This window comes from Pedobacter sp. UYP30, assembly GCF_040547165.1.
In the GTDB taxonomy this organism is placed as follows: Bacteria; Bacteroidota; Bacteroidia; order Sphingobacteriales; family Sphingobacteriaceae; genus Pedobacter.
In genome coordinates this window covers 55,120-78,673 of sequence record NZ_JBEPPD010000013.1, presented here as the reverse complement: position 1 = coordinate 78,673, position 23,554 = coordinate 55,120, and the positions used below count along the sequence as shown (strand labels likewise).

Here is a 23,554-nt window from a genome sequence, read left to right as displayed (position 1 = left end):
GACAGCAACGTCGGGGCTTTTTTGTTTCATCTTGTCGAGGTTAGCATTGATGTGCTAGTTTGTCGTGACCTATGCGCTAAAGCGGATATCAGCAAAATAAAAACATGCGAAGCACTAAATAGAAATTGCCTAAGGCAACCATTATAAGTGTTAGTTTGTCCAGATGCCTTGGAAATCATTTCATAACTTTATGGCAAATAAAAAACGAGTAAAATGAGTGACGAAACTATATTTCACGATCAAAAAACATTTACAGGTATCGACTATACAGAAAAGACCTTGAGAAACAGAGATTTTAATAAGTGTAGATTTGATGGGTGCAATTTTACCAAAAGCGACTTGCAAGCTAATAATTTTGAAGATTGTTCGTTCGACAATTGCAATTTTTCGATGACCTCAATTTATGATACTGGATTTAGAAATGCAGCTTTTAAAAATTGTAAAATTTTAGGTGTTGATTTTACCAGGTGTAACAAATATATGTTTTCCTTTAGCTTTGATAATTGTATAATGGATTATTGTACTTTTTATGGAACAAAGCTAAAAAAAACCAAGTTCTTACAGTGTTCATTAAAAGAAGTAGATTTTTCTGAAACGGATTTAACCTCTGCTCTTTTTACTAAATCAGATTTGACAGGAGCAGTATTTTCCAAGACCTTGCTTGAAAAAGCTGATTTTAAAAGCGCAACAAATATTTCTATAGACCCTGAATTTAATACATTGAAAAAAGCAAAGTTTTCTGCATTTCAATTGGAAGGACTACTTTTGAAATATCAGTTAGACATTCAATATGACAACTAAAAAAGAACGATGAATGCAAACAGCTAATAAACCTTAAAGCACGTTACTTAAAAATACTCAAAAGTTCCCTGTTCGCTTTTGATTGTAACTTGTTTTTTGTCTCCCTTTTCTACACGCCCAATAATTTGTGCGTCAATATTAAAGCTTTTTGATATAGCAATCAAATCGTTTGCAATTTCCCCTGGTACATAAAGTTCCATCCTGTGGCCCATGTTAAAAACCTTATACATTTCCTGCCAGTCGGTGTTAGATTCTTCCTGAATCAATTGAAATAGGGGAGGAATTGGAAATAAATTGTCTTTGATTACATGTACATCATCGTTTATAAAATGAAGCACCTTAGTTTGAGCGCCGCCACTACAATGTACAATCCCGCTAATTTTATCGCGATAGCTATTTAAAATTTGTTTGATTACTGGCGCATAAGTTCTTGTTGGAGATAACACCAGCTGACCAATCGTTGTCTTTGCAGGTATGGCTTTTTTTTCATCGAGCGAAGCCGCATCATCAGTTAATTTCCTGCTGCCAGAGAAAACCAAATCATAAGGTACGGAAGGGTCAAAGCTTTCAGGGTATTTCTCGGCAACCGATTTATTAAAAACATCATGCCGGGCGGAGGTCAATCCGTTAGATCCCATGCCGCCATTGTAAGCATTTTCATAGCTGGCCATGCCAGAAGAGGAAAGTCCAACAATTACATCTCTGGGTTTAATGTTATGGTTGCTGATCACGTCGCTGCGCTTCATACGGCAGGTAACCGTAGAATCAACAATAATTGTTCTCACTAGATCTCCCACATCGGCTGTTTCTCCACCTGTAGAATGTATGGATATGCCAAGTTCTCGTAGATTCGCCAAAATATCTTCTGTACCATTAATGATCTCTGCAATAACTTCGCCCGGAATCAAATTTTTGTTCCTGCCAATGGTAGAAGAAAGTAAAATATTTTGGGTTGCACCCACACAAATCAAATCATCCACATTCATAATAATGGCATCTTGGGCAATGCCTTTCCATACCGAAATGTCGCCGGTTTCTTTCCAGTATACGTATGCTAAAGAAGATTTTGTACCAGCACCATCTGCATGCATAATGTTACAATATTCGGCATCGTTGCCCAAAATATCTGGTACAATTTTGCAAAAAGCTTTTGGAAAAATGCCCTTGTCTATGTTTTTTATGGCATTGTGTACATCTTCTTTTCCGGCAGAAACACCGCGTTTGTTATACCTATTGTCGCTCATGGTGGCGCAAAGATACAATTTAGTAGGAAGACATTATATATGAGATAGGAGATAATGAGACGGTTTATGTGAGAAAGAACGGTATTGCGCAATCGTAATTTGTAAATCCGTAGCTAGTTTTTAATAGTTAGCATGCGTGTTCCTTAGTAGTTTAGTTGGTTAGCGGTAGAATTGGTCAGTCGTAGAGTCGTTTAGACGTAAAGCCTGACATAGTCGAATAAGTCCCCACCTTATTTTAGGAGAGGTTGGGGGGTGATTCGTAAATCTAAAATCGTAATTCACTTAAAAATATTTAGTAGTCTGATCTTAGTATTTAGAAAGCGAAGGATGAATTTGGTGTTCGTAAATCGTCAATCTAAAATCGAAGTCAGAGATCAGAAGTCGGCAATCAGACATTTATCGAGATTAGCTGATTTCGTAAATTAGACTCTCCTCCTCCTCAAGGAGGGGTTGGGGTCAATGTCATAAAGTTAAGCTAAATTACTGTCAGGCTGAGGTTTAATATATTTCATATAAATTAATATAAGTGACGCTTTTTTAACTCGCTATAGCCTTCTCGCTAGTCCCGGCCTAGCAGCAATTTGGAGGAAAAAACGCCTAAAGCTGCTTGCAGAAACCGGACAATTTGCAGCTACGAAGAGGATTCGCAGCCGTGGGCGGCGTTAAGAGCGAGGGAAAAGGCCTCGAAGCATCGATATTAAACAGCTTGGCGAATTTTTGCCCAAAGAGATGCCAGCCTTGATTTATTCATTAGTGTTTATTGTTTTATTTGCATTCATGAGCTCGCAGAAATGCTCGGTTTTTGTAAACTTTTTTATCAAGAAAAAAGTTTGAAGCCCGTGCGGCTAGCACAGCGTGAGACAGAGCGTAGGTCGTTTTTGGCAAGGCTGCACGGAGGAATGATAGAAGTCAGATAATATTATAATCTTCTGATAATTAATTGATTATAAACAACGTCAATGGTAGCTTGTTGAAGACCTCTTAATAATCAAAAACCTAAAGAATAGTTACCCTTCGACAAGCTCAGGATGACATCATTTTGTAGGTTTTCCCTTAACTTTATGACATTGGGGGCGGTTCTGGGCATTTTAATCCCGCACGCGCGGGATTTTTACACTAAATTCCGATCGTTAGCGCTAGTAACATGGCAAAATAGGGTACAAAAAAAGGTGCAGATTAGAAATCCACACCTTAAAGTTTATTTTTTTTAGAAATTTTTATTTCATAAACAACAACTCTCTAAACTTAGGCAAAGGCCAAACAGAATCATCAACAATCTGCTCTAATTTATCAGCATGATAGCGGATGGAATCGAAATAAGATTTTACCTTTTCGTCATAAGCAATTGCTTTGTCTCTGGTATCTTCTATTTTGTTGGTTACTTTACGTTCTTCTAACATCGCATCAATGTCGGTTTTAACAATCTCTAAGTGTTTTGTTAATTCCTTGATGATGTTTAAAGGAATGCCAGAATCTACGCCAACTTCGTTTAAGCCCTTAACATTTGCAATAAGTTCATTTTGGTATTTTACAACTGCCGGAATGATGAAGGTATTTGCCACTTCGCCCATTACCCTAGCTTCTATCTGAAGCTTTTTGTAGAAACTCTCTAGCATAATTTCATGACGGGCATGAATTTCTCTTTTGCTATAAACGCCTGTAGAAGCAAATAATTCTAAAGATTTGTCAGTCAAGTAAGCATCTAGCGCTTTTGGAGTAGTTTTAACGTTTGCCAATCCTCTTGTGGCAGCTTCATCTTCCCATTCTTTGCTGTAACCATTTCCTTCAAACCTAACGCTTTTAGATTCTTTAATGTAGCGTTTAATAACGGTTAACAAAGCAATGTCTTTCTTATCACCTTTCTTTATCAGCTTATCAACATCTGTTTTAAATTTGGTTAACTGATCAGCCATTATAGCGTTTAAAATAGTCATTGGCGACGAAGAGTTAGACATAGATCCCACAGCTCTCAGTTCAAATTTGTTACCTGTAAAGGCAAATGGCGAAGTACGGTTACGGTCTGTATTGTCTAATAAAATTTGTGGGATCTTAGGGATTCCCAACCAAAGTGCATTGTCTTCTTTTATTTTTTTGCTGATGCGAGAATGTTCTATCTCGTCTAACACATCATTAAGTTGCGAACCTAAAAAGATAGAAATAATAGCAGGAGGAGCTTCATTAGCGCCTAACCTATGGTCGTTACTAACAGAAGAAATACTTGCTCGCAATAGATCTGCATGCTCGCTAACTGCCTTAATGGTATTTACAAAGAATGCTAAAAACATTAAGTTATTCTTAGGCGTTTTGCCTGGAGCAAGTAAGTTTTTGCCTGTATCTGTAATAAGCGACCAGTTATTGTGTTTACCAGACCCATTTATACCCGCATAAGGTTTTTCATGCAACAACACTCTTAAATGATGACGATGAGCTACTTTTTCCATTAAATCCATCAATAATTGATTGTGATCTATGGCAAGGTTAATCTCTTCGTAAATTGGTGCACACTCAAACTGAGAAGGCGCCACCTCGTTGTGTCTTGTCTTTAATGGAATTCCCAATTTAAGCGCTTCATTCTCAAAGTCTACCATATACGCAAAAACACGCTCTGGAATAGAACCAAAATAATGATCATCTAATTGTTGGTTTTTGGCACTCATGTGGCCAAATAATGTACGACCAGTTAATGCCAAGTCTGGACGGGCATTAAATAAAGATTCGTCCACTAAGAAATATTCTTGTTCTATACCTAAAGAAGCGTTTACTTTAGTAATACTTCTATCAAAGAAATGACAAACATCTACCGCTGCTTTATCAAGAGCCGCCAAGGCTTTTAATAAAGGAGCCTTAAAATCTAACGCCTCACCAGTGTAGGCAACAAATACTGTTGGAATACACAAGGTTTTGCCTGCTTTGCTTTCCATTATAAATGCTGGTGATGATGGATCCCATGCAGTATAACCACGAGCTTCGAATGTGTTGCGAATTCCGCCATTTGGAAAACTAGATGCATCTGGTTCTTGTTGTACCAATGCGCTTCCTGCAAATTTTTCTATCGGACCATCGCCGCTAGGTTCAAAAAACGAATCGTGTTTCTCTGCAGTTGTGCCGGTTAACGGTTGAAACCAATGGGTGTAATGGGTTGCGCCATGGCTCATGGCCCATGCCTTCATAGCAATTGCAATTTGATTGGCATCATCGCTATTAAGCAAAGTGCTTTGGTCTATAGAAGAAAGCAATTTTTCGTAAACTTCTTTAGAAAGGTAGTCGCGCATCTTCTTCTTGTCGAAGACATTTTGCCCGAAAAAATCAGATATTTTCGAAAAAGATGATTTAACATCAGGAGAGGTTCTATTTTGAGCCTCTTTTAGTGCGATAGTTCTTAGGTTTGTCATTAATTAACAAGTTTTTTTGTCAAAATTAATATATTTTCTTGTTTTTTGTATAAAAATTGATGTTTTTTTATAATTTTTAAGAAAAATGAAATTGAAAATAGATTTTTTTGACGTTTTGGTTTCGGTTGATGTAAGTAGAATTCTTGGTTATTGTGCCGAACTTAACCTTTCTACTTTAGTTTTGTAAATTTTTGGGATTCTGATTATTTCAAAAAGTTAAGCACAACGCAGCGTGCCTCGACGATAGGAGAGGTGTTACTGCGTTGTAGGATTTATGATAAATAACTGTTCCAAGCGTGTGAGATTTCTCCCTGCGGTCGAAAGGACGAATTCAATGCGCCAGCCCTCCCTTAAAAAAGAGGGAAGTTTGGGTTACAAGCCAAACTCGACTTAAGATTTGCGAACCACCCCCGACCCCAAATGTCATAAAGTTAAGCTAATTTTCTGTCAGTCTGAGCCTCCCGAATGGTCGGGACAAGTTGTCGAAGACCAGACAAATGGCAAAAACCAATAAAAATGGCTGTCCTTCGACAAGCTCTGGATGACACCATTTTATCGATTTTTCCTCAAGTTTACGACATTGCCTCGACCCCTCCTAAAAAAAAGGAGGGGAGTTCATTTACGGCTTTTGATTTACGTCTTAACAACTCAATAACTCCACGACTCTAAACCACCACGGCTGAACACCTCCACGACTAACCAACTCAACAACTAACCGGCTTTCTCCCTTCGACCCATTTTCTTGCATTTACAAAAGCTTCCATCCACGGCGAAACTTCATCATTGCGGCCTTTTGGGTAATTTGCCCAATGCCATTGAAAAAGAGAGCGTTCAATGTGTGGCATCATCACTAAATGTCTGCCAGTTTCATCGCACATCATAGCAGTGTTATAATCAGATCCATTTGGACTTGCAGGGTAGCTTTCGTAGCCATACTTGGCAACAATCTTATATTTATCTTCGGTATAAGGAAGAGAAAACTGTCCTTCGCCGTGCGATACCCAAACGCCCAAGGTGCTTCCGGCCAGACTAGAAAGCATGACCGAATTGTTTTCTTGTAAAATTAAAGAGGTAAAAATACTTTCGTGCTTGCCACTCTTGTTGTGCAGCATTTTAGGTTTCTCAATATGGTCTTTATTTATTAAGCCCAATTCTACAAATAACTGACAACCGTTACAAATACCAACCGATAAAGTGTCTGGCCTGGCGAAGAAATTTTCCAACGCCGTTTTGGCTTTTTCGTTGTATAAAAATGCGCCCGCCCAACCTTTCGCCGATCCTAACACATCAGAATTAGAGAAACCGCCAACCGCACCTATAAATTTAATGTCTTCTAAATTTTCCCTGCCGCTAATCAAATCCGTCATGTGGATGTCTTTCACATAAAAGCCAGCCAAATACATGGCGTTTGCCATTTCGCGCTCGCTATTGCTACCTTTCTCTCTAAGAATGGCCGCTTTTGGTCTTTCTCCCTGTTTACCGAGGTTGTTCAAATTTGGTTTTTTTCCATCAAAATGCGTTGGGAAATTATATTTTAACGGTTGGTTTTTATAATTGGCATATCGGGCTTTTGCCAAACCTGCACCAGTTTGTTTTTCGTCTAATAGATAAGATGTTTTAAACCAAACATCACGAAGGTATGCGATATCAAAACTTAAAGTTTCGTCGAAGTTTTTTATTTCCAATGAAGCTGTAGACTTTACCTCGCCAATTTTAAAAAACTCAATATCTGCTGTTTTCAAAATTTCTTCGGCGGAAGCGTCTGCTTGAAAAACCATTGCAATATTTTCTGCAAAAAGCAATTTTACAACATCTTGTTCTGCCAAAGGCGATAAATCTAAAGATGCGCCCAAATCTTGATCTGCAAAACACATTTCTAAGAGGGTGGTAATTAAACCGCCACTCCCAACATCATGTCCTGCTTGAATTTTATTTTCTTTTATTAACTGTTGAATAGTATTAAATGCTTTTTTAAATTGATCAGCATTTTTAACGTCTGGCGTTTCGGTGCCAATTTTATTTAAAATTTGTGCAAAAGAAGAGCCGCCTAATTTATAGCTGTCGTTAGAAAGGTTAATATAGTAGATTGCTCCGCCATCTTTTTGCAAAACAGGTTCTACTACTTTTCTCACATCGTTGCAATTGCCGGCTGCAGAAATAATTACCGTTCCGGGTGCAATTACTTCTTCATCTTTATATTTTTGCTTCATCGACAAAGAGTCTTTCCCTGTGGGGATGTTTATTCCCAGATCGATTGCGAAATTTGCGCACGCATCAACCGCTTTATATAAACGTGCATCTTCGCCTTCGTTTTTACACGCCCACATCCAGTTTGCAGAAAGAGACACACTGTCAAGTCCGTCTTTTAAAGGCGCCCAAACTAAGTTAGATAAAGATTCGCCGATGGCATTTCTACTGCCCGCTGCGGGATCAATTAACGCAGAAATTGGTGCGTGCCCAATAGAGGTTGCAATGCCTTCTTTTCCGTTAAAATCTAATGCCGTAACGCCACAATTGTTAAGTGGTAATTGCAAGGGCCCGGCACATTGCTGTTTTGCAACGCGTCCGCCTACACAACGATCTACTTTATTGGTTAGCCAGTCTTTACAAGCAACAGCTTCAAGTTGTAAAACTTGCTCTAAATAGCTGTTTAATTTTGTTGCATCGTATGTTAGTGCTGCATATTTTCTGTCGATGGTTTTATCTTCCATCACAATTTTTGGCGAGCTGCCAAACATATCTTCCATGGCCAAATCCATCGGTATAATGCCCGAAGTTTCAGATTTGAAGGTAAAACGGTGGTTATCCGTTACTTTCCCAACGGTGTACATTGGTGCACGTTCTCTATCTGCAATTTTTTGTAAAGTATCGAGGTCGTCGTTTCCAATAACCAAACCCATTCTTTCTTGAGATTCGTTGCCGATAATTTCTTTTGCAGATAGGGTAGGATCGCCCACCGGAAGTTTGTCTAAATTTATAAGTCCGCCAGTTTCTTCTACCAATTCTGACAAGCAATTTAAGTGCCCGCCTGCGCCATGATCGTGAATAGACACAATTGGATTATGGTCGCTTTCTACCATACCGCGTATCGCATTTGCTGCGCGTTTTTGCATTTCTGGATTTGATCTTTGGATGGCATTCAGTTCAATGCTATTGCCGTGCTGACCAGTATCTGCAGAGGAAACAGCTGCACCGCCCATTCCTATTCTATAATTTTCTCCGCCAAGAATAACAATGTTATCGCCTTCTTGTGGTTTTTTCTTTTGTGCCTGATCTGCTTTGCCGTAACCAACGCCACCGGCAAGCATAATTACTTTATCGTAACCTAACACTCGTGGGTTTTGAGAATCATCTAAGCGCTCATCATATTCGAAAGTAAGTACAGAACCAGTAATAAGCGGTTGCCCAAATTTATTTCCAAAATCTGTTGCACCGTTTGAGGCTTTTATTAAAATATCGATCGGCGTTTGATACAACCATTTCCGTTCCTCCACTCCATTTTCCCAAGGGCGATTGTCTGCTAATCGAGAAAGTGCGGTCATGTAAACTGCTGTTCCAGCTAAAGGTAAAGAGCCTTGTCCGCCAGCCAAGCGATCTCTAATTTCGCCGCCAGCACCGGTTGCAGCACCGTTAAAAGGCTCTACAGTAGTTGGGAAGTTGTGTGTTTCTGCTTTGATAGAGATAACTGAATCGAAATCTTTTGTTTCGTAAAAGTCTGCCACGTCTGCCCGTTTTGGGGCAAATTGCTGCACCCTCGGGCCTTTTACAAATGCCACATTATCTTTATAGGCAGAAACAATACCATTTGGGTGTTTTTCTGATGTTTTGCGTATGAGTTTAAAAAGTGAACTCGGCTGCTCTACACCATCGATTACGAATTTGCCATTAAAAATTTTGTGCCGACAGTGTTCCGAATTTACTTGTGAAAACCCGAAAACTTCAGAATCGGTCAATGGTCTTTTTATTCTGGTAGATAAATCAGTCAGATAATTTACCTCATCTTCACTTAAAGACAAACCTTCTTGCTTGTTGTAGGCAGCAATGTCTGTTATTTCTAAAATTGGCTTTGGTTGAATATGTATCGTAAATATGTCTTGATTCAAGCCTTCGTATTTTTGAAAAAGCATTGCATCGTATTCAGAGAAATCTGCATCTACTTGCTTAAACTCTTCAATTCTTATAATATCAACAATGGCCATGTTCTGCGTAATCTCTACGGCATTGGTGCTCCAGGGCGTAATCATTGCCGCCCTTGGGCCAACAAAACTGCCAATTAGTTCTTGTGCTTTCTGGAGCTTAGCACCAGCGAACAACCATTCTAACTTTGTTACGTCAGCATCAGGAAAGTTTTCGCTTGTTTGAACCAGAAAAACGGTTTTTTTATCGTCGAGGAAAAAGTGAATCATGGCTTTTTTTTGAAGAGGCAAATTTACGATTTTAAATTTTAAAACTCCTTTCAGTTTCTATTTATTCAATTTACTTTTGGGCTTAAAGTGGAATGTAAGATGCGTAAAGTATTCGCAGATTTGGTGATATGAAGAACGAAGGCGTTTTTAGATTTAAACAATTTGAGGTGAGCCAAGCTGGCTGCGCAATGAAAATCAATACAGATGGGGTGTTAATTGGCGCAATGGCAAATCATTCTGATCCAAAAAACATTTTGGATATAGGCACAGGCACTGGCGTTATTGCTTTAATGTTGGCACAAAGATTTTCGAGTGCTTCTATCAAAGCGGTAGAAATCGATTCAGAAGCATCGACAACTGCGGCTGCAAATTTTAAAAATTCTACTTTTAATAATCGGTTAAAGGTCGAAAACATCGCGATAGCAGCATTTGAAACTGATTTAACATTTGATTTAATCGTTTCCAATCCGCCATTTTTTGTAAACGATTTAAAAAATGTAGATAAAAGAAAGGAAATTGCTAGGCATGCAGAGGAAGATTTTTTTGAGCACTTGATAAAAAAAGTATCTGAGCTTCTATCTGAATTTGGTTTGTTTTGGGTGATTTTGCCCGTTAAGCAAGCGGAAATACTCATCAACCTAGGATTGAAGGAAAAACTATTCGTATCGCAAAAGGTTCGGGTTTGTTCTGATAATTCAAAAGCAGCAGTACGGAATGTTTTGTGTTTTAGTCGCGAGCAATCGAAAATTGTAGAGCGTAATTTTTATATTTATGAATCTCTAAATGTGCATCCAGCGGAATATAAGGCTTTACCGAAAGATTTTTTTTTGGCATTTTGATGAGAGTTTAGAGGGTTAGAGGTTAGGGTTTAGTTGGTGGGGCGGTAAGGTGTTTAGGAAGGCAACAATTTAGTAATGTGAAAATATCAAAATCTAGATATTTTAAATCTAGCAATACAACAATTTTACAATGAAAAAAATAGGATTGATTTCTGATACTCATGGTTTTTTAGATGAGGCTGTTTTTACCCACTTTGCACAATGCGATGAGATTTGGCATGTCGGAGATTTTGGTGCCAATGTTGCCGAGAAATTGGCCGCTTTTAAGCCGCTTCGTGGAGTTTTTGGAAATATAGATGATAGGAAAATTACTTCTGATTTCCCAGAACATAACCGATTTATGTGCGAAGACGTAGCTATTTGGATGACACATATTGGTGGTTATCCCGGTAGGTACAGCAAAAATGTAATACCCGAAATTTATAATAATCCGCCCAAATTGTTCATTACCGGCCATAGCCATATATTAAAGGTGATGTTCGATGATAAGATAAAATGTCTTCACATCAATCCAGGTGCTGCAGGTAAACAAGGTTGGCATAAAGTACGCACACTCATCCGCTTTACTATCAACGGAGAAAAAATAGAAAATTTAGAAGTGATTGAGTTGGCAGGAAGGTAGATGGAGTTTTCCGTTGTAATTTATACGTTATAAGTCAAAAGACCAAAGCTGAAAGACCAAGTTGAAACGCCAAAGCATAAAGTTGGTAGTTCAAAACCTTAAGCTTAAAGAGCAGAGCGAAAGGCTCTCAATGTCGTCACTGCCCTATAGTGGCCACTCTATAGCGAGGTACGGTTCTTTCCCGGCTTTTCGGGAAAGCGGTAAAGAGTCAGAGATCACAAATGAAAGTTATCGATAAATCCTTGAGCCGAATTAATAAAGAAATCTTCGACAGCTGATTTCTTGTCATAAGCCAAGTAGAAGCAGAGTCATTAATCCTATTTTTGATAAATAACAAAAAACTAAAATCATGGAAACTAAGAATCCAATTGTATGGTTCGAGATTAATGTTGATGACATGAGTAGGGCTAAGAAATTTTACGAAGAAGTGCTGAAAATCTCACTAAACCCACTGGGAAATCCAAATGACGAGAGTATGGAAATGTGGGCATTTCCTTCGGATATGGAAGGCGTGGGTGCCTCTGGCACTTTGGTAAAGATGAATGGAGTAGCCGCTGGTGGAAACTCCACTACGGTTTATTTTAGGAGTGAAGATTGCGCAATAGAAGAGCGTAGAATTGTTGCTGCGGGCGGCAAGGTTTTTAGACCCAAAGAATCGTTAGGCCAATATGGCTTCATGTGTCTCGGAATGGATACAGAGGGGAATATATTTGGTTTACATTCTATGGCGTGATAGGGGCAGGAGGTTAGAGTTTAGTAGGTTAGTTTTTTAGGCGTTGGTTGTTTTGATACTTGGTACTTGATGCTAAAATTTATCTCCACTTAACTTTACCACATTTTTGGCGTGGCAGGGTTTTGCTGTTCGTTTTCGAAAAAAGTGTCGACTTTTAAATTTTTAGTGTCTTTCCCAGCGGCAACCGCCAGTCGGTCGCAACGCTCGTTCTCCGGATGATCATTATGCCCTTTAATCCATGTAAATTTTACTTTGTGGAGTTTGTTGAGCGCAAGAAATCTAAGCCATAAATCTTTATTTTTCTTTCCGGCGAAGTTTTTCTTTACCCAGCCAAAAACCCATTTTTTTTCAACTGAATCTACCACATACTTAGAATCAGAAAAAATCTGCACTTCCTCACCTGGTTGTTTAATAGCTTCCAGTCCGGCTATAACGGCAAGCAGTTCCATTCGGTTATTGGTGGTTTTTCTAAAACCCCCGCTTAGCTCCTTGTAATGACTTCCAGATTTTAAAATTGTGCCATAGCCACCCGGACCGGGGTTGCCACTAGATGAGCCATCGGTGTAAATTTCTATCATGCTGTTGCAAAACTAAGATTGATAATCAAAACAACCTAAGTATTTTTAATAAAGGTTGACATAAAAATCATTTTATTGACAGTTAAGCGCTTACATGAATTTTGCGATGGGATATTAAAAAATAGTTGTAAGAGATTTTAAAAGTCGTACTTTTGTATCACAAAAAAACACGGTGGTTGTAGCTCAGTTGGTTAGAGCACTGGTTTGTGGTGCCGGGGGTCGTGGGTTCGAGCCCCATCATCCACCCCGAGTTTTGAAAGCAGTTCTGCAAAGAGCTGCTTTTTTTGGTTAACGTCAAAGTAGATTTCTTCGTTTTTATTTTCCTAGTCAAATATCCGTCATTCCCTTAATTTCTCTACTTTAATCCTTGCAGGGCTATCTCGCTATAAGCTGATAATTTTTTTAGATAGATATGGTGAAGTTTGGATCAGAGATTTTAACACCTCCTGAATTTATCTTGCACGGTAACCGACAAAGACATCATCAAAAAATACTTCAATAGCCTTTTCAATTTCAACAACCCACCGGCGAGATGATAGTTTGTTATTGTTAAAGGCCAAAAGAGGGCGCGCCTGGCTATTGCAACTATCAAAGACGTTTAGTGTAAAGCATGTTGCACACAAAAATACGGGAACAAATTAAGAAAGTTCGTTAATGCAAGGAGATGCATTTTAAAAGCATAATTATTTAAAAATAAAACAGAAAATTAAAGTGCTGTAAATCTTGTGTCTAAGCTTCTGATAGAATGAATTGGCCGTTTTTTTTGATTTTATTTTTGCACGGATGCTAAATTTGATTTATCTTCGCAGCATCAAAAAACAAAAGGTTGTTATCTCAATATAAATCTAAATTGTTTTTCGGGGTGTAGCGTAGCCCGGTATCGCGCCTGCTTTGGGAGCAGGAGGTCGTAGGTTCGAATCCTGCCACCCCGACCACTTCCAGTCCGTCTGGATGCTAAACCCTCTAAATATCATTATTTAGAGGGTTTTTTGCTTTTAAGTAGTCTATCATAATCCTTTTCAATCCATCTGTCGTGAGAACTAAAAGGTGACCTAATTTTATTTTTATATTAGTTCTCAATTAAGGGTTAAAGTTTTGATTTGCAATTAGTTGTTGGCATTAAATAAGAACTGATATAGATCAATATGAATTGCCTTTAGTTTTTTTCTCACTCCTGTTTTGATAAAATAGTTCAAATCAGTTTATGTGAATTTAAAAATAAGGATTATGAGAACAACTAACAGCTTCGGAGTTCATTTTATTTTAAGGATGAACAAAGCCAAAAATGGCAGTGCACCTATTTATGCTAGAATTTCGGTAAATGGAGAGAGAATCGAAATGTCTTTGCGCAAAACAGTTAAAATCATTGATTGGAATAATATTAAGGGTTTGGCAAAACCAAAGACTATTGAACTCAAGACACTGAACAACGATCTGGAAAAAGCCCGTGGTATGGTTTCCTCTATCTACCAGAACTTGAGCGTCGGAAATACATTGGTTACAGCAGTATTAATTAAAAACAGGTTTTTGGGAATCGAACAACAGGAGAATACCCTTCAATCCCTTATGGATTACCATAATCTCCACATGAAAGAAGTTCTTGCGCCTGGAACCATTAAAAACTATTATACCACTGTTAAATATCTCAAAGAGTTTGTTCTTAAACATTTCAAAAAACAAGATTTGTATCTGTCAGAACTGAATTATGAGTTTATAACCCATTTTGAATACTTTCTGAGAACTTATCAGCCAACAGACCATCATAAGGGAATGGAGAACAATGGAGTGATGAAACATTTGGAAAGGCTTCAGAAAATGGTTCGATTGGGTACTAAGCTTGGTTGGATAGATAAAAATCCATTCGAGTTCTTTAAGCTTAAGTTACAAAAAGTGGAGCGTGGTTTTTTGTCAAGCGACGAACTTGCTTCTATTGAGGACAAAGTTTTTAGTCTGCAACGAATTCAGTACGCAAAAGACCTTTTTGTATTTAGCTGCTATACGGGCATTGCATATATAGATGTGATGCAATTAACACCTGAAAATATAATTCTCGGATTGGATGGAAATTATTGGATTAAAGCAATGCGAGAAAAAACCGATACGTCTTTTAACGTACCGATTTTGCCGAAAGCAGCTTTAATTATAGAAAAGTATAAAAACAATCCAAGATCAATTGCGAAAGGAAGTGTTTTTCCAATCATATCAAACCAAAAACTCAATTCCTATCTAAAAGAAGTCGCTGATCTCTGTGGCATCAAAAGTAATTTAACTTTCCATTTAGCAAGGCACACGTTCGCAACCTCTGTAACGCTTTCCAATGGAGTGCCTATAGAAACGGTAAGTAAAATGTTGGGACATACCAGTATCAGAACCACTCAGATCTATGCAAAGGTCATCGAACAAAAGGTTAGTAAAGACATGCTTAACCTTAGAAATATATTGGATAACAATGAAAAAAGTAAATTAATATTAAGGAGGGCAAAATAATGAGCGAGTTATTAAATGATAATCTGTTTAAGTCAATTAAAAAAGTAATTGAGGAATCTAGAAATTCAATTGTAAGGTATGTAAATACCACGATGGTCTTCACTTATTTCCATATTGGAAAAATGATCGTGGAGGATGAACAGAATGGACTAGATCGTGCGGTTTATTCTAAGGAAACATTAAAGCACTTGAGCCATCTACTTAACAAAGAATATGGGAAAGGTTATTCAGTAGATAATCTGGAGAAATTCAGAAAGTTCTATATTGTTTATAGCCCGGAGATTTCCGAATCACTGATTCGGAAATCTGCAAAGGATTTGTTTTCACTATTTCAGGATACCTTTAAGTTAAGCTGGACCCATTATTTTCATCTACTCAAAATCCAAGATGCGCAGGAACGAAAGTTCTATGAAATGGAAGCAAATAGTTGCAATTGGTCAATTCGCGAAATGTTACGACAATATAATTCGTCTTTGTATGAGCGTCTGGCACTAAGCAATGATAAAAATGGTGTTAGTTCAAGTTCTAAGAGAAATGAAATCGGTGTAAATCCATTTGATACCTTGAAGTCTCCGTATGTACTTGAATTTCTTGGTCTAAGGGAAGAGCATCAATATTCTGAAAATGATCTTGAAACAGCAATCATTAATAAGCTAGAACAGTTCATGCTCGAACTTGGTAAAGGTTTTCTTTTTGAGGCCAGACAAAAACGGATTACACTTGAAGGTGATCATTATTACGTTGATCTATCATTTTATAATAGGCTGCTTAAATGTTTTGTATTAATCGATCTGAAAATTGGTAAATTAACACATGAAGATATTGGCCAAATGCAGATGTACGTAAACTATCATGATCGTAAACTAAAGCTTCCAGAAGAAAACCCAACCATCGGAATAATTTTATGTAAGGAGGAGAACAAAGCCGTTGTAGAGTTTACTCTACCAGAAGGTAATAAACAGATTTTTGCGAAAGAATATAAACTTTATTTGCCGAGTAAGGATGATTTGAAGAAGCAATTGGAATAACTTTGACCATGTTATAAGGGTAGAGTTATTTGAAAGTAGATATTAGATTTTTAAAATTTGACGAAATTATATTGGTAACTTCCTCATCTGAAATATTCCAGCTTTCTGATAAATAACAAATTACGGTATTGAGTTCACCCGGGTTTAAAGGAACACCACTTTCAGTAACAAAAGGTCCATCAGTTTCTGTCAAAATTAAACCCCTTGGTATTTTAGAAATTATCTTTCTGCCAGACATAGATTTCACCATTGCCGGATTAATAGAAAAAAAATATCCCTCTTCTGCAATATCGTCAATCAAACTTAAACCTCCTGAATACCAATGAAAAATTGCAGAATGTATATTGTTTTGTACTAAGAGTTCTAAAACTTCTTTCTCCGCTTTTCGGGAATGAATACTTAAGATCTTCTTTTGATCCGAAATAATCTTTAATATTTTAGAAAAAGTATCTAATTGAATATCTTTAGTAGAAATACCTTCTCTAGAAAAGTCCAAGCCAACTTCTCCTATATATGATGTTTTACTAACATTATTTAAGAATGAATTAAACTCGATTTTATGTGAATTAGCCATTAGAGGATGCATTCCTAAAGCCAGTCTTATTCTTTTTAATGAATAAAAATGAGCATATCCCATTTCAAAATGGCTCGGCAGATTAGTCATTGCTAATACAGTCATATCAGCATTTACACAATCCTGCAAAATTTTTCTTGGATTTGAATATAAATCTATATGACAATGTGTATCAATAATCATCTTATCCCCAACTCAGATTTTACAAATCTGTTTCCTTTATCGTTAAACAATTTTAAAACTTCGGCTTTGCTTCTTAACACCATTTCTGCATAACCCGTAAGACTGTCAATATCTATATTACCATTCACTAACAAATCTCTTTTCATTTTTTCCAACGGGATATTTCTTTTCAAATAACTGAATAATGCGGGCAAATCATTTTTTCCAACCGATGACACTTTTGTAATAAAGTTACCATAATGGTTTTCATTGTCCAAAACTGCTTTATTCAATGCAGCTCGTCTATATATACAAGGCATACATCTTCCACAATTATGTTTTTCACTAGGATTATCAAAATGAAATTGTCTAAAACCTCTTTTACCACAAGAAACCGAATCTGTATAAACACTTTCTAAAAATCTTGGGTTTGTACATTCAATAATCATTTCTCCTTTAGTTCTCAATGAATAGGGATTATCTATTTTCGTATGCAAACCTAATTCTGCAAATAATTCTTGAGTAGTTTTTAAAACATATGGATGAGTTGTTCTTGTACTTAAGGAACTTACTCTAGATGGTGTAAGAGGATAATTAATTGAAATTGTGCCATTTTCGGGAATTATTAGTTCATCAGTAGGTGACAGATAAATACCTAAGCCAATAAAAAAAAGTGAACGACTTCGATAATTTTTCTCAATAATAACTCTTTCACCATCAATGTCTTTCCTTGATAACGCCAATTTCGATTGTACCCAATATATTTTATTTGGGTATTGGGTCATTAAATGCCTCAATAACTTTTTTTGGTCTCCATTTGGCCCTGGTGACTTTGAATCAAAATGAGACACTAAAAGTATTCTTTCATTATTTCTTAGCTTTTCTAACTCATCAATAACACCAATTAAAGAATCTAATCCTCCAGAAAATAAACTTACGGATTTGATAGTATCTTTTTCATAATGTGGAGTTTTCCTTCTGTTGGTACGTGGATGGAACAAGTTGACATCTTCTATTTTTCGAAAAGAAATATGCCAGTTATCGCCTGTCAAGAAATCTAAAATCTGTTTTACTTTTTCTTCCTTACCATTCCAAACGGCTAAATTGTTTACTGGAAATTCTATTTCTATATCTCTTGTCCAACCATCATTTGAATAAATAGCGCGACTGAGTAGGTTATCTACACCATAAACTATTGCAGACACAAGAAAAAAGTCAAATTTTACAGAGGTAAAATCATTCGTAAAATCAAAAACCCTTTCATACCCTAAAAAAGATAAAGGAACACTTCTACTTACTCCGTTATCTGTATAACAAAGCTGCAAATCTGAAAATTTGCCGTAATCTGCATCAACAATGACTATATTTACTCTCATAATTATTCAAATACGGTTAATATATCTTGTTGAATATTTTTTATAAGCCTATCTGCCTCTTCGGAACTCCAATCAATATTATGTAATGGATTTCTTTTGTGCATATCGCCAACTCTTTCAACTATAAAATTTTTTATTTGGTTGAAAAGATTATTGCAATCACTTTCATTCTTGTTTTTTATTAAGTTTTCATAGAACCACTTTGATAAGAGCTCATTGATGTAATACCCGAAATACTTTATTACTACATCTTCCAAAGTATTAGCTTCAAAAGTTTCTTGTAGTAAATTTTGTACTTCATCGATGGATTCAGCTTGTCCCATTATTTCTTCTAATAATAGTCTTGTAGCTTCTTTCGCAGCATTATCATCAATTGATGTGGCATTGCCGGAACAATACTCAATTAAATGATTAATTACATCACCAACTGTTTTATTATCAATATCAGATAACCCGGTAGATTCAAGAGTTTCTCTAATATTATTACCAGAGCTAATAAACTTTGAAAAGATTCCTCCGATTTTCTTTGCAGTTCTGATGCTGCTTCTTCCTCCTGCTTTTGAACCGCCACGTCCACCTGTGGATGCTCCGCCCAATGCTGAAACAAAATTTCCCATTATAGTCTGTAGCTTTTGAGTCGGAAGAGCAGAAGAATCACAATTTGAGGTAAGTGAAGAACTAAGTTTACCCCAATTCGGAACCATTGAGTGTTTTACATCAGAAAATGATTTAGATGTTCCCATTTTTATTTTTTTAAATTAAATGCTTTGCTTGCTTTCGATTTTCCATCATTGAAATAATCATTCAAAAAATCTCCAATTTCTAGCTCTGATTTAAAATCTGCTAATCTCGTAGCAACCGCAGGTTCAATATCAGACACGCTAATTATTTTAAGAGTCTCCATATAGTGATAAACTGTATTTTCGATTTTATTTTCTGTCATAGCATTGAAAATGTCATACAGCCTTTTTTGTTTGGGATTCCTTTTTAAATTTGAAGATAGGAGATTAAAAAATGCATCTTTTTCAAGATCGCTTAACGGCTTAAATTTTTCGGAAAGTAGAGATTTTGTAACTGTTGATGTCATATTATCGGGCAATAATTCGTTAAAGAATGCTCTAACAACTGGTGGAATCATACTAGTAGCTGTGATAGAATTTTCCAGTTTATCACGAGCAATCCAATAATAATCCCTCAAATCAATTCCTGACAATAACGGCTCAATTTGAAACCATCTTATTATTTTGGATTTACTCCACTCTTTGAAATCAGAATCCCTTATTTCTGATAGAACATCTTCAATTCCCTTCTCTTTGCACATAGCCTCTATACTTGTTATTTCTTTAGGCACTCCGTCTTGAATAGTTTGCCACTCAAATAATTTTTTAAACAACTTGGGTTCAGAGTATTCAAGTATCATCATCTTCGCAAGAACTGAATCATTAAAGGATTGTAACGAGGCAACTTCTGCAAGTCTTTTTCTAATAGTATAAGTATTTAAAAACCGTTTAATCTGTCTAGGGTTACCATACAAACTATTTGTAATTAACGGGACTAATGAAGGAATTGTAATTACATTGTCTTTAACTTTCTGAAAATCTTCAGCCGCCAAAATCTTCTCAAAATTCGATAGTCCAAATGCAGAATACTTATTCGTTGATCTATACTTCTTAAATTCATCAAGTATATTCTTAAATTTAGTATCCCCAATCTCTTTTTTACAAATAAGCATTGATATATAAGTTTCAACTTCAGATTCCGAAAGTCGTGGTAAAGAATATGGAAGCTGTATCAACTTTTCCAAGTAATCTATAACAATCCTATTGTTATCTTCCTCAATCTCTTTATTGTTTTTGTATTTATATTCAATGGCGTATTTTACAATACGAGGGTCTGCTCCAATTATGAACGCTGTTTTTGGTACGTTTAGAAAAAGTTTAATAGCTTCAAGGTTTTCAATAATTCTTTCGGGACTACACCTATCCAAATCATCAATAATTACTACTAACCTTTTGAAATTTGTTGCTTCTAAGAGTTCAGCGAAATCTTTTCTAAATTCTGCTACCGCATTTGTGACATTTTTATCTTTCTCTTTTCCTTCTTTTACAAAAGCTTTATATATTTCTTTTCCTTCTTTCGATTGAAGTTTTTCAATTATTTTTTCCGGATTATCTCCCCATTCAGTTAGTTTCTGAATTGCAAAAGGAACTAAGCTAATCCCTCCAGTAAAATATGCAGAAACAGCAGGCAGGGCAACATTTTTCATTACCATCCCTGCACCACGCATCCAATTAACAGATTTCCAAAGTTTCTTTACTTTTTCTTTTATTGTTTCCTTTATCTCAGCGGAAATTTTTTTATTGTCTTCCAATTCTCTAAGAATTGAATTGAGCAATGCCGCTTTAGCGTCGTCATACCCTTCAAAAGTCCAACCGTTAAAATATATGCAGAGCGAATCCTCATCATCTTCCTTATCAAATTCCTCTTTAACAATTTGCAAAATGCTGGACTTTCCACTTCCCCAATCGCCAAAAACACCTATTGTAATCGGCAACACAGATTCGTCGTTAATAATATTAACTAATAAATCTGCGTGTACTTTAAATCCTAAAAGGTCCTCTGAAGTTTCGTTATCTGCCCACATATATTACGTCTGAAATTAACATTAGATTAATAGCTAAAAATATAAAATTTTTAAGAAACCACACAACTCCCCCGTAAGGTGTGGATTTGAAAAGATCCTAAAACCTTTTTTTGCAGTTCAAAACTTTTAATTATGACTGCTATTTCCCAACAAAGTAGAGGAGTAAAATCTTTTATTCCTACCAAAGACCAGTTGCTAACCTTAGGCGACTTGGAAATTTTCAAAGACGAAATTCTCATTGAAATTAAACGGATTGTAAAAGAGAGCAACGGACAGCCCGGAAAGAAATGGTTAAAGTCTTGCGAGGTCAAATCTCTTTTAGGAATATCGCATGGATTTCTACAAACGCTTCGAGACACGGGCACTTTACCCTTTACGAAGATCGGTGGTGCAATCTATTATGATTACGAGGATATTGCCTCCATGATGGCAGGCAAGAAATCTAGTAAGGAAGATATGTATGCAGTGGTTTAGCAATGGAAGATTCCCTAAATAATTGTGACCCTTCGTTCTTCCAAATCAATATTTTTTTTGATCAAAAAGGTTTCGATTTAAAAGATGCCAAGGCTTTTTATGATGAATACAGCGGCAGGGGTTGGAGGGGTCGAAGAGGTATTACTGTGAAAAACTGGCGAGCCAAAGCATTAGATTGGATGTGGCGATTACAAAAAGACCGACCCTATTTGAGAGCCAAAGAAAAGTTGATGTTTAAATAAGTTCGAGCTATTTTAGGAGCCTGATAATTAAATTGTTGAAAATATGATTTGGGTGTTTTAACACGCTTTCTGCTATATCTTTTTGGTGAAAAACCAAAAAGGATGTCGCTTCAATCGTTAACGCAAATCAGTTCCATTAAGCAAGCTTAAACAACATTATAATGCAATTATTAATCGCACTCAGGTTAGGGAGTAGACTGCCTCGTTGAAGCAGTCAGCAAGATGTACGTTTGTCATACAAACGGATCTTGCCATCCCTCCAAAGTCGGTTTGGGTAAAAGTAAAAATCCTCCAAAGTCGGAATTTTTAAAGATTGATTAAGATGATGAAGATTGAAGAAAATCGAACTAGAAGATTGATCATACGCTTAAAGCCACAAGAGTTTGCACTGATAGAAAGTAGATTTAAAAAGTCCATATTTCGTAAACTAAGTGAATACACAAGAAATGTATTGTTTGAAAAATCTACCACAGTTTTCCATAGAGATAAATCAATGGATGATATTTTGGAGGAACTCATTCTGTTACGAAAGGAACTCAATTTTATTGGGAACAATTTTAATCAAGCGGTTAGAAAATTGAACAGTGTGCATGACATGCCTGATGCTGAATTATGGGAAGCGATGCTCACCGTTTTGAGAGATGAGTTGCAACCCTCCATTGAGCAGATTAAAAACAGGTTGAATAATTATTCTGAGTTATGGTCGCAAAGATTATCAGTGGAAAAAGTCTTAGTGGAGCATTGAATTACAATGAAAAAAAAGTTGCGCTAGGCAAAGCAGATTTAATCTGGCAAAGTGGATTTCATAAGGATATTCATCAGCTTAATTTTTATGATAAGCTTTTTAGACTGAAAGATTTGGCTATTAGAAATGAAAGAACAAAAACGAACACCGTTCATATTTCTTTGAATTTTGCAGTTGGTGAAAAGCTACACGCCGAAAAACTGAATGAGATTGCAACTACTTACATGGAAAACATTGGTTTTGGTAATCAGCCCTATTTGGTTTATTTACATCGAGATGCTGGGCATCCCCATGTGCATATAGTTAGCACAAACATTATGGTTTCCGGAGAGAGAATTAGCCTCCATAATTTGGGAAGGACAAAATCAGAAGTAGCTAGAAAACTTGTTGAACGACAATTTGAACTGGTGCGAGCTGAAAAAAAAGAGAACCAGTCGCAGGATGTCGTTTGTTTAGCAAAAGTTGAATATGGTAAAGTTGATACGAAAAGAGCCATTTCTAATGTTGTTCGCATAATAACGAACCAATATAGATTCACTAGTGTGGCTGAATTGAATGCGGTGCTTCGCCAGTTTAATATTGTTGCAGATCTCGGATCGAAAGAATCAAGAATGTTTAGTAAAAATGGACTGATCTATTGGGCTCTTGATGCAAAGGGCAATAAAGTAGGCGTTCCAATTAAAGCAAGCAGTATTTATGGTTCGCCAACGCTAAAAAATTTAGAATTGAAGTTTGATGTGAATTATAAAAAGCGAATGGAGCACAGGGAGCAGCTTAAACATTCCATTGATCATGTAATGAAAGTTAGATCGAGCAGTATTGGTTTTACACAAGCATTGAAAGCAAAAGGTATTGATGTGGTACTTCGCACGAATCAGCAAGGTCGATTGTATGGTGTTACTTTTATAGATCACCGAGCTAAAGCTGTTTTTAACGGAAGCGATTTAGGTAAAGCATATAGTGCTACGGCCTTAAGTACATGGTTTATAAAATCGCAGTCTGCCCAAAAGAATACCCATTCAGCTACAAAACCATTATTGAAGTGGGAAAATACAGGCATTAATAATCAAGGGGAAATTTCTACAGGAAGATCATTACTTGACGAATTATTGAATCCTGACCTTCAAGAAGGACAAATGTCTCTGGGAATGGCTCAGAACAAGCGGAAGAAAAAACGTAAAAAAATTAATTAATTAAATAGAATGAA

At 36.6% G+C, this 23,554-nt stretch carries 18 protein-coding genes, 2 tRNA genes and 1 pseudogene; 13 read left to right on the top strand and 8 right to left on the bottom strand.

What is annotated here, in order from left to right; all coding sequences use genetic code 11:
• Window positions 1-213: 213 nt before the first annotated feature.
• A pseudogene (locus tag ABIB40_RS14460) lies at window positions 214-378 on the top strand (pentapeptide repeat-containing protein); the annotation flags it as partial.
• Between the two features lie 12 nt (window positions 379-390).
• Window positions 391-801 carry a pentapeptide repeat-containing protein gene (locus tag ABIB40_RS14455; RefSeq protein WP_354360136.1) on the top strand — a complete coding sequence of 137 codons (411 nt, stop codon included), beginning with the start codon at window positions 391-393 and terminating at the stop codon, window positions 799-801.
• A gap of 47 nt (window positions 802-848) precedes the next feature.
• Here ABIB40_RS14455 and ABIB40_RS14450 read toward each other — a convergent pair whose 3' ends face one another.
• The 3 genes from ABIB40_RS14450 to purL form a co-directional block, all read right to left on the bottom strand.
• Window positions 849-2,045: an AIR synthase related protein gene (locus ABIB40_RS14450; protein ID WP_354360091.1), complete on the bottom strand. Its 1,197-nt coding sequence runs from the start codon at window positions 2,043-2,045 to the stop codon at window positions 849-851.
• A 1,217-nt stretch (window positions 2,046-3,262) separates the two neighbouring features.
• Window positions 3,263-5,437: a glutamine synthetase III family protein gene (locus ABIB40_RS14445; protein WP_354360090.1), complete on the bottom strand. Its 2,175-nt coding sequence runs from the start codon at window positions 5,435-5,437 to the stop codon at window positions 3,263-3,265.
• A gap of 704 nt (window positions 5,438-6,141) precedes the next feature.
• Window positions 6,142-9,843, bottom strand: a complete 3,702-nt coding sequence (purL, locus tag ABIB40_RS14440) for a phosphoribosylformylglycinamidine synthase (protein WP_354360089.1) — start codon at window positions 9,841-9,843, stop codon at window positions 6,142-6,144.
• 128 nt (window positions 9,844-9,971) lie between these two features.
• Here purL and ABIB40_RS14435 point away from each other — a divergent pair, with 128 nt between their 5' ends.
• From ABIB40_RS14435 to ABIB40_RS14425, 3 genes are all read left to right on the top strand, one after another.
• Complete coding sequence (locus tag ABIB40_RS14435; protein WP_354360088.1) at window positions 9,972-10,682, top strand: tRNA1(Val) (adenine(37)-N6)-methyltransferase; 711 nt, start codon at window positions 9,972-9,974, stop codon at window positions 10,680-10,682.
• A 130-nt stretch (window positions 10,683-10,812) separates the two neighbouring features.
• On the top strand, window positions 10,813-11,304 hold the full coding sequence (locus ABIB40_RS14430; RefSeq protein ID WP_354360087.1) for a metallophosphoesterase family protein: 492 nt from the start codon (window positions 10,813-10,815) through the stop codon (window positions 11,302-11,304).
• A 349-nt stretch (window positions 11,305-11,653) separates the two neighbouring features.
• Window positions 11,654-12,037, top strand: a complete 384-nt coding sequence (locus ABIB40_RS14425; protein ID WP_354360086.1) for a VOC family protein — start codon at window positions 11,654-11,656, stop codon at window positions 12,035-12,037.
• A 95-nt stretch (window positions 12,038-12,132) separates the two neighbouring features.
• On the opposite strand, the gene rnhA is transcribed toward ABIB40_RS14425, so the two are convergent.
• Window positions 12,133-12,615 (bottom strand): ribonuclease HI, encoded by a 483-nt coding sequence (gene rnhA / locus ABIB40_RS14420; RefSeq protein ID WP_354360085.1) that lies wholly within the window; start codon window positions 12,613-12,615, stop codon window positions 12,133-12,135.
• A 172-nt stretch (window positions 12,616-12,787) separates the two neighbouring features.
• On the opposite strand from rnhA, the gene ABIB40_RS14415 reads away from it, so the two are divergent.
• From ABIB40_RS14415 to ABIB40_RS14400, 4 genes are all read left to right on the top strand, one after another.
• Window positions 12,788-12,861: transfer RNA gene (locus ABIB40_RS14415), tRNA-His, on the top strand.
• 612 nt (window positions 12,862-13,473) lie between these two features.
• Window positions 13,474-13,550, top strand: a tRNA-Pro gene (locus tag ABIB40_RS14410).
• Window positions 13,551-13,842: 292 nt separating this feature from the next.
• A complete protein-coding gene (locus ABIB40_RS14405; RefSeq protein ID WP_354360084.1) occupies window positions 13,843-15,102 on the top strand; it encodes a site-specific integrase in 1,260 nt (419 codons plus the stop codon).
• Window positions 15,102-16,130 carry a PDDEXK nuclease domain-containing protein gene (locus tag ABIB40_RS14400; RefSeq protein WP_354360083.1) on the top strand — a complete coding sequence of 343 codons (1,029 nt, stop codon included), beginning with the start codon at window positions 15,102-15,104 and terminating at the stop codon, window positions 16,128-16,130. The genes ABIB40_RS14405 and ABIB40_RS14400 overlap by 1 nt, the downstream gene beginning before the upstream one ends.
• 25 nt (window positions 16,131-16,155) lie before the next feature.
• Here ABIB40_RS14400 and qatD read toward each other — a convergent pair whose 3' ends face one another.
• From qatD to ABIB40_RS14380, 4 genes are read right to left on the bottom strand one after another with little or no spacing between them, the layout of a single operon-like run.
• Window positions 16,156-16,887 carry a Qat anti-phage system TatD family nuclease QatD gene (gene qatD, locus ABIB40_RS14395; RefSeq protein WP_354360082.1) on the bottom strand — a complete coding sequence of 244 codons (732 nt, stop codon included), beginning with the start codon at window positions 16,885-16,887 and terminating at the stop codon, window positions 16,156-16,158.
• Entirely contained in the window at window positions 16,884-18,242 is a 1,359-nt protein-coding gene (gene qatC, locus ABIB40_RS14390) for a Qat anti-phage system QueC-like protein QatC (RefSeq protein WP_354360081.1), read from the bottom strand. The genes qatD and qatC overlap by 4 nt, the downstream gene beginning before the upstream one ends.
• A gap of 2 nt (window positions 18,243-18,244) precedes the next feature.
• Complete coding sequence (locus ABIB40_RS14385; protein ID WP_354360080.1) at window positions 18,245-18,985, bottom strand: Qat anti-phage system associated protein QatB; 741 nt, start codon at window positions 18,983-18,985, stop codon at window positions 18,245-18,247.
• 2 nt (window positions 18,986-18,987) lie between these two features.
• Window positions 18,988-20,886 carry a KAP family P-loop NTPase fold protein gene (locus ABIB40_RS14380; protein ID WP_354360079.1) on the bottom strand — a complete coding sequence of 633 codons (1,899 nt, stop codon included), beginning with the start codon at window positions 20,884-20,886 and terminating at the stop codon, window positions 18,988-18,990.
• A gap of 132 nt (window positions 20,887-21,018) precedes the next feature.
• Between ABIB40_RS14380 and ABIB40_RS14375 the strand changes: the two genes are divergently transcribed.
• From ABIB40_RS14375 to ABIB40_RS14360, 4 genes are all read left to right on the top strand, one after another.
• Window positions 21,019-21,360: a helix-turn-helix domain-containing protein gene (locus ABIB40_RS14375; protein ID WP_354360078.1), complete on the top strand. Its 342-nt coding sequence runs from the start codon at window positions 21,019-21,021 to the stop codon at window positions 21,358-21,360.
• Between the two features lie 2 nt (window positions 21,361-21,362).
• Entirely contained in the window at window positions 21,363-21,602 is a 240-nt protein-coding gene (locus tag ABIB40_RS14370) for a hypothetical protein (RefSeq protein ID WP_354360077.1), read from the top strand.
• Between the two features lie 322 nt (window positions 21,603-21,924).
• Window positions 21,925-22,347: a plasmid mobilization protein gene (locus ABIB40_RS14365; protein ID WP_354360076.1), complete on the top strand. Its 423-nt coding sequence runs from the start codon at window positions 21,925-21,927 to the stop codon at window positions 22,345-22,347.
• Window positions 22,302-23,540: a relaxase/mobilization nuclease domain-containing protein gene (locus ABIB40_RS14360; protein ID WP_354360075.1), complete on the top strand. Its 1,239-nt coding sequence runs from the start codon at window positions 22,302-22,304 to the stop codon at window positions 23,538-23,540. The genes ABIB40_RS14365 and ABIB40_RS14360 overlap by 46 nt, the downstream gene beginning before the upstream one ends.
• Window positions 23,541-23,554 lie beyond the last annotated feature (14 nt).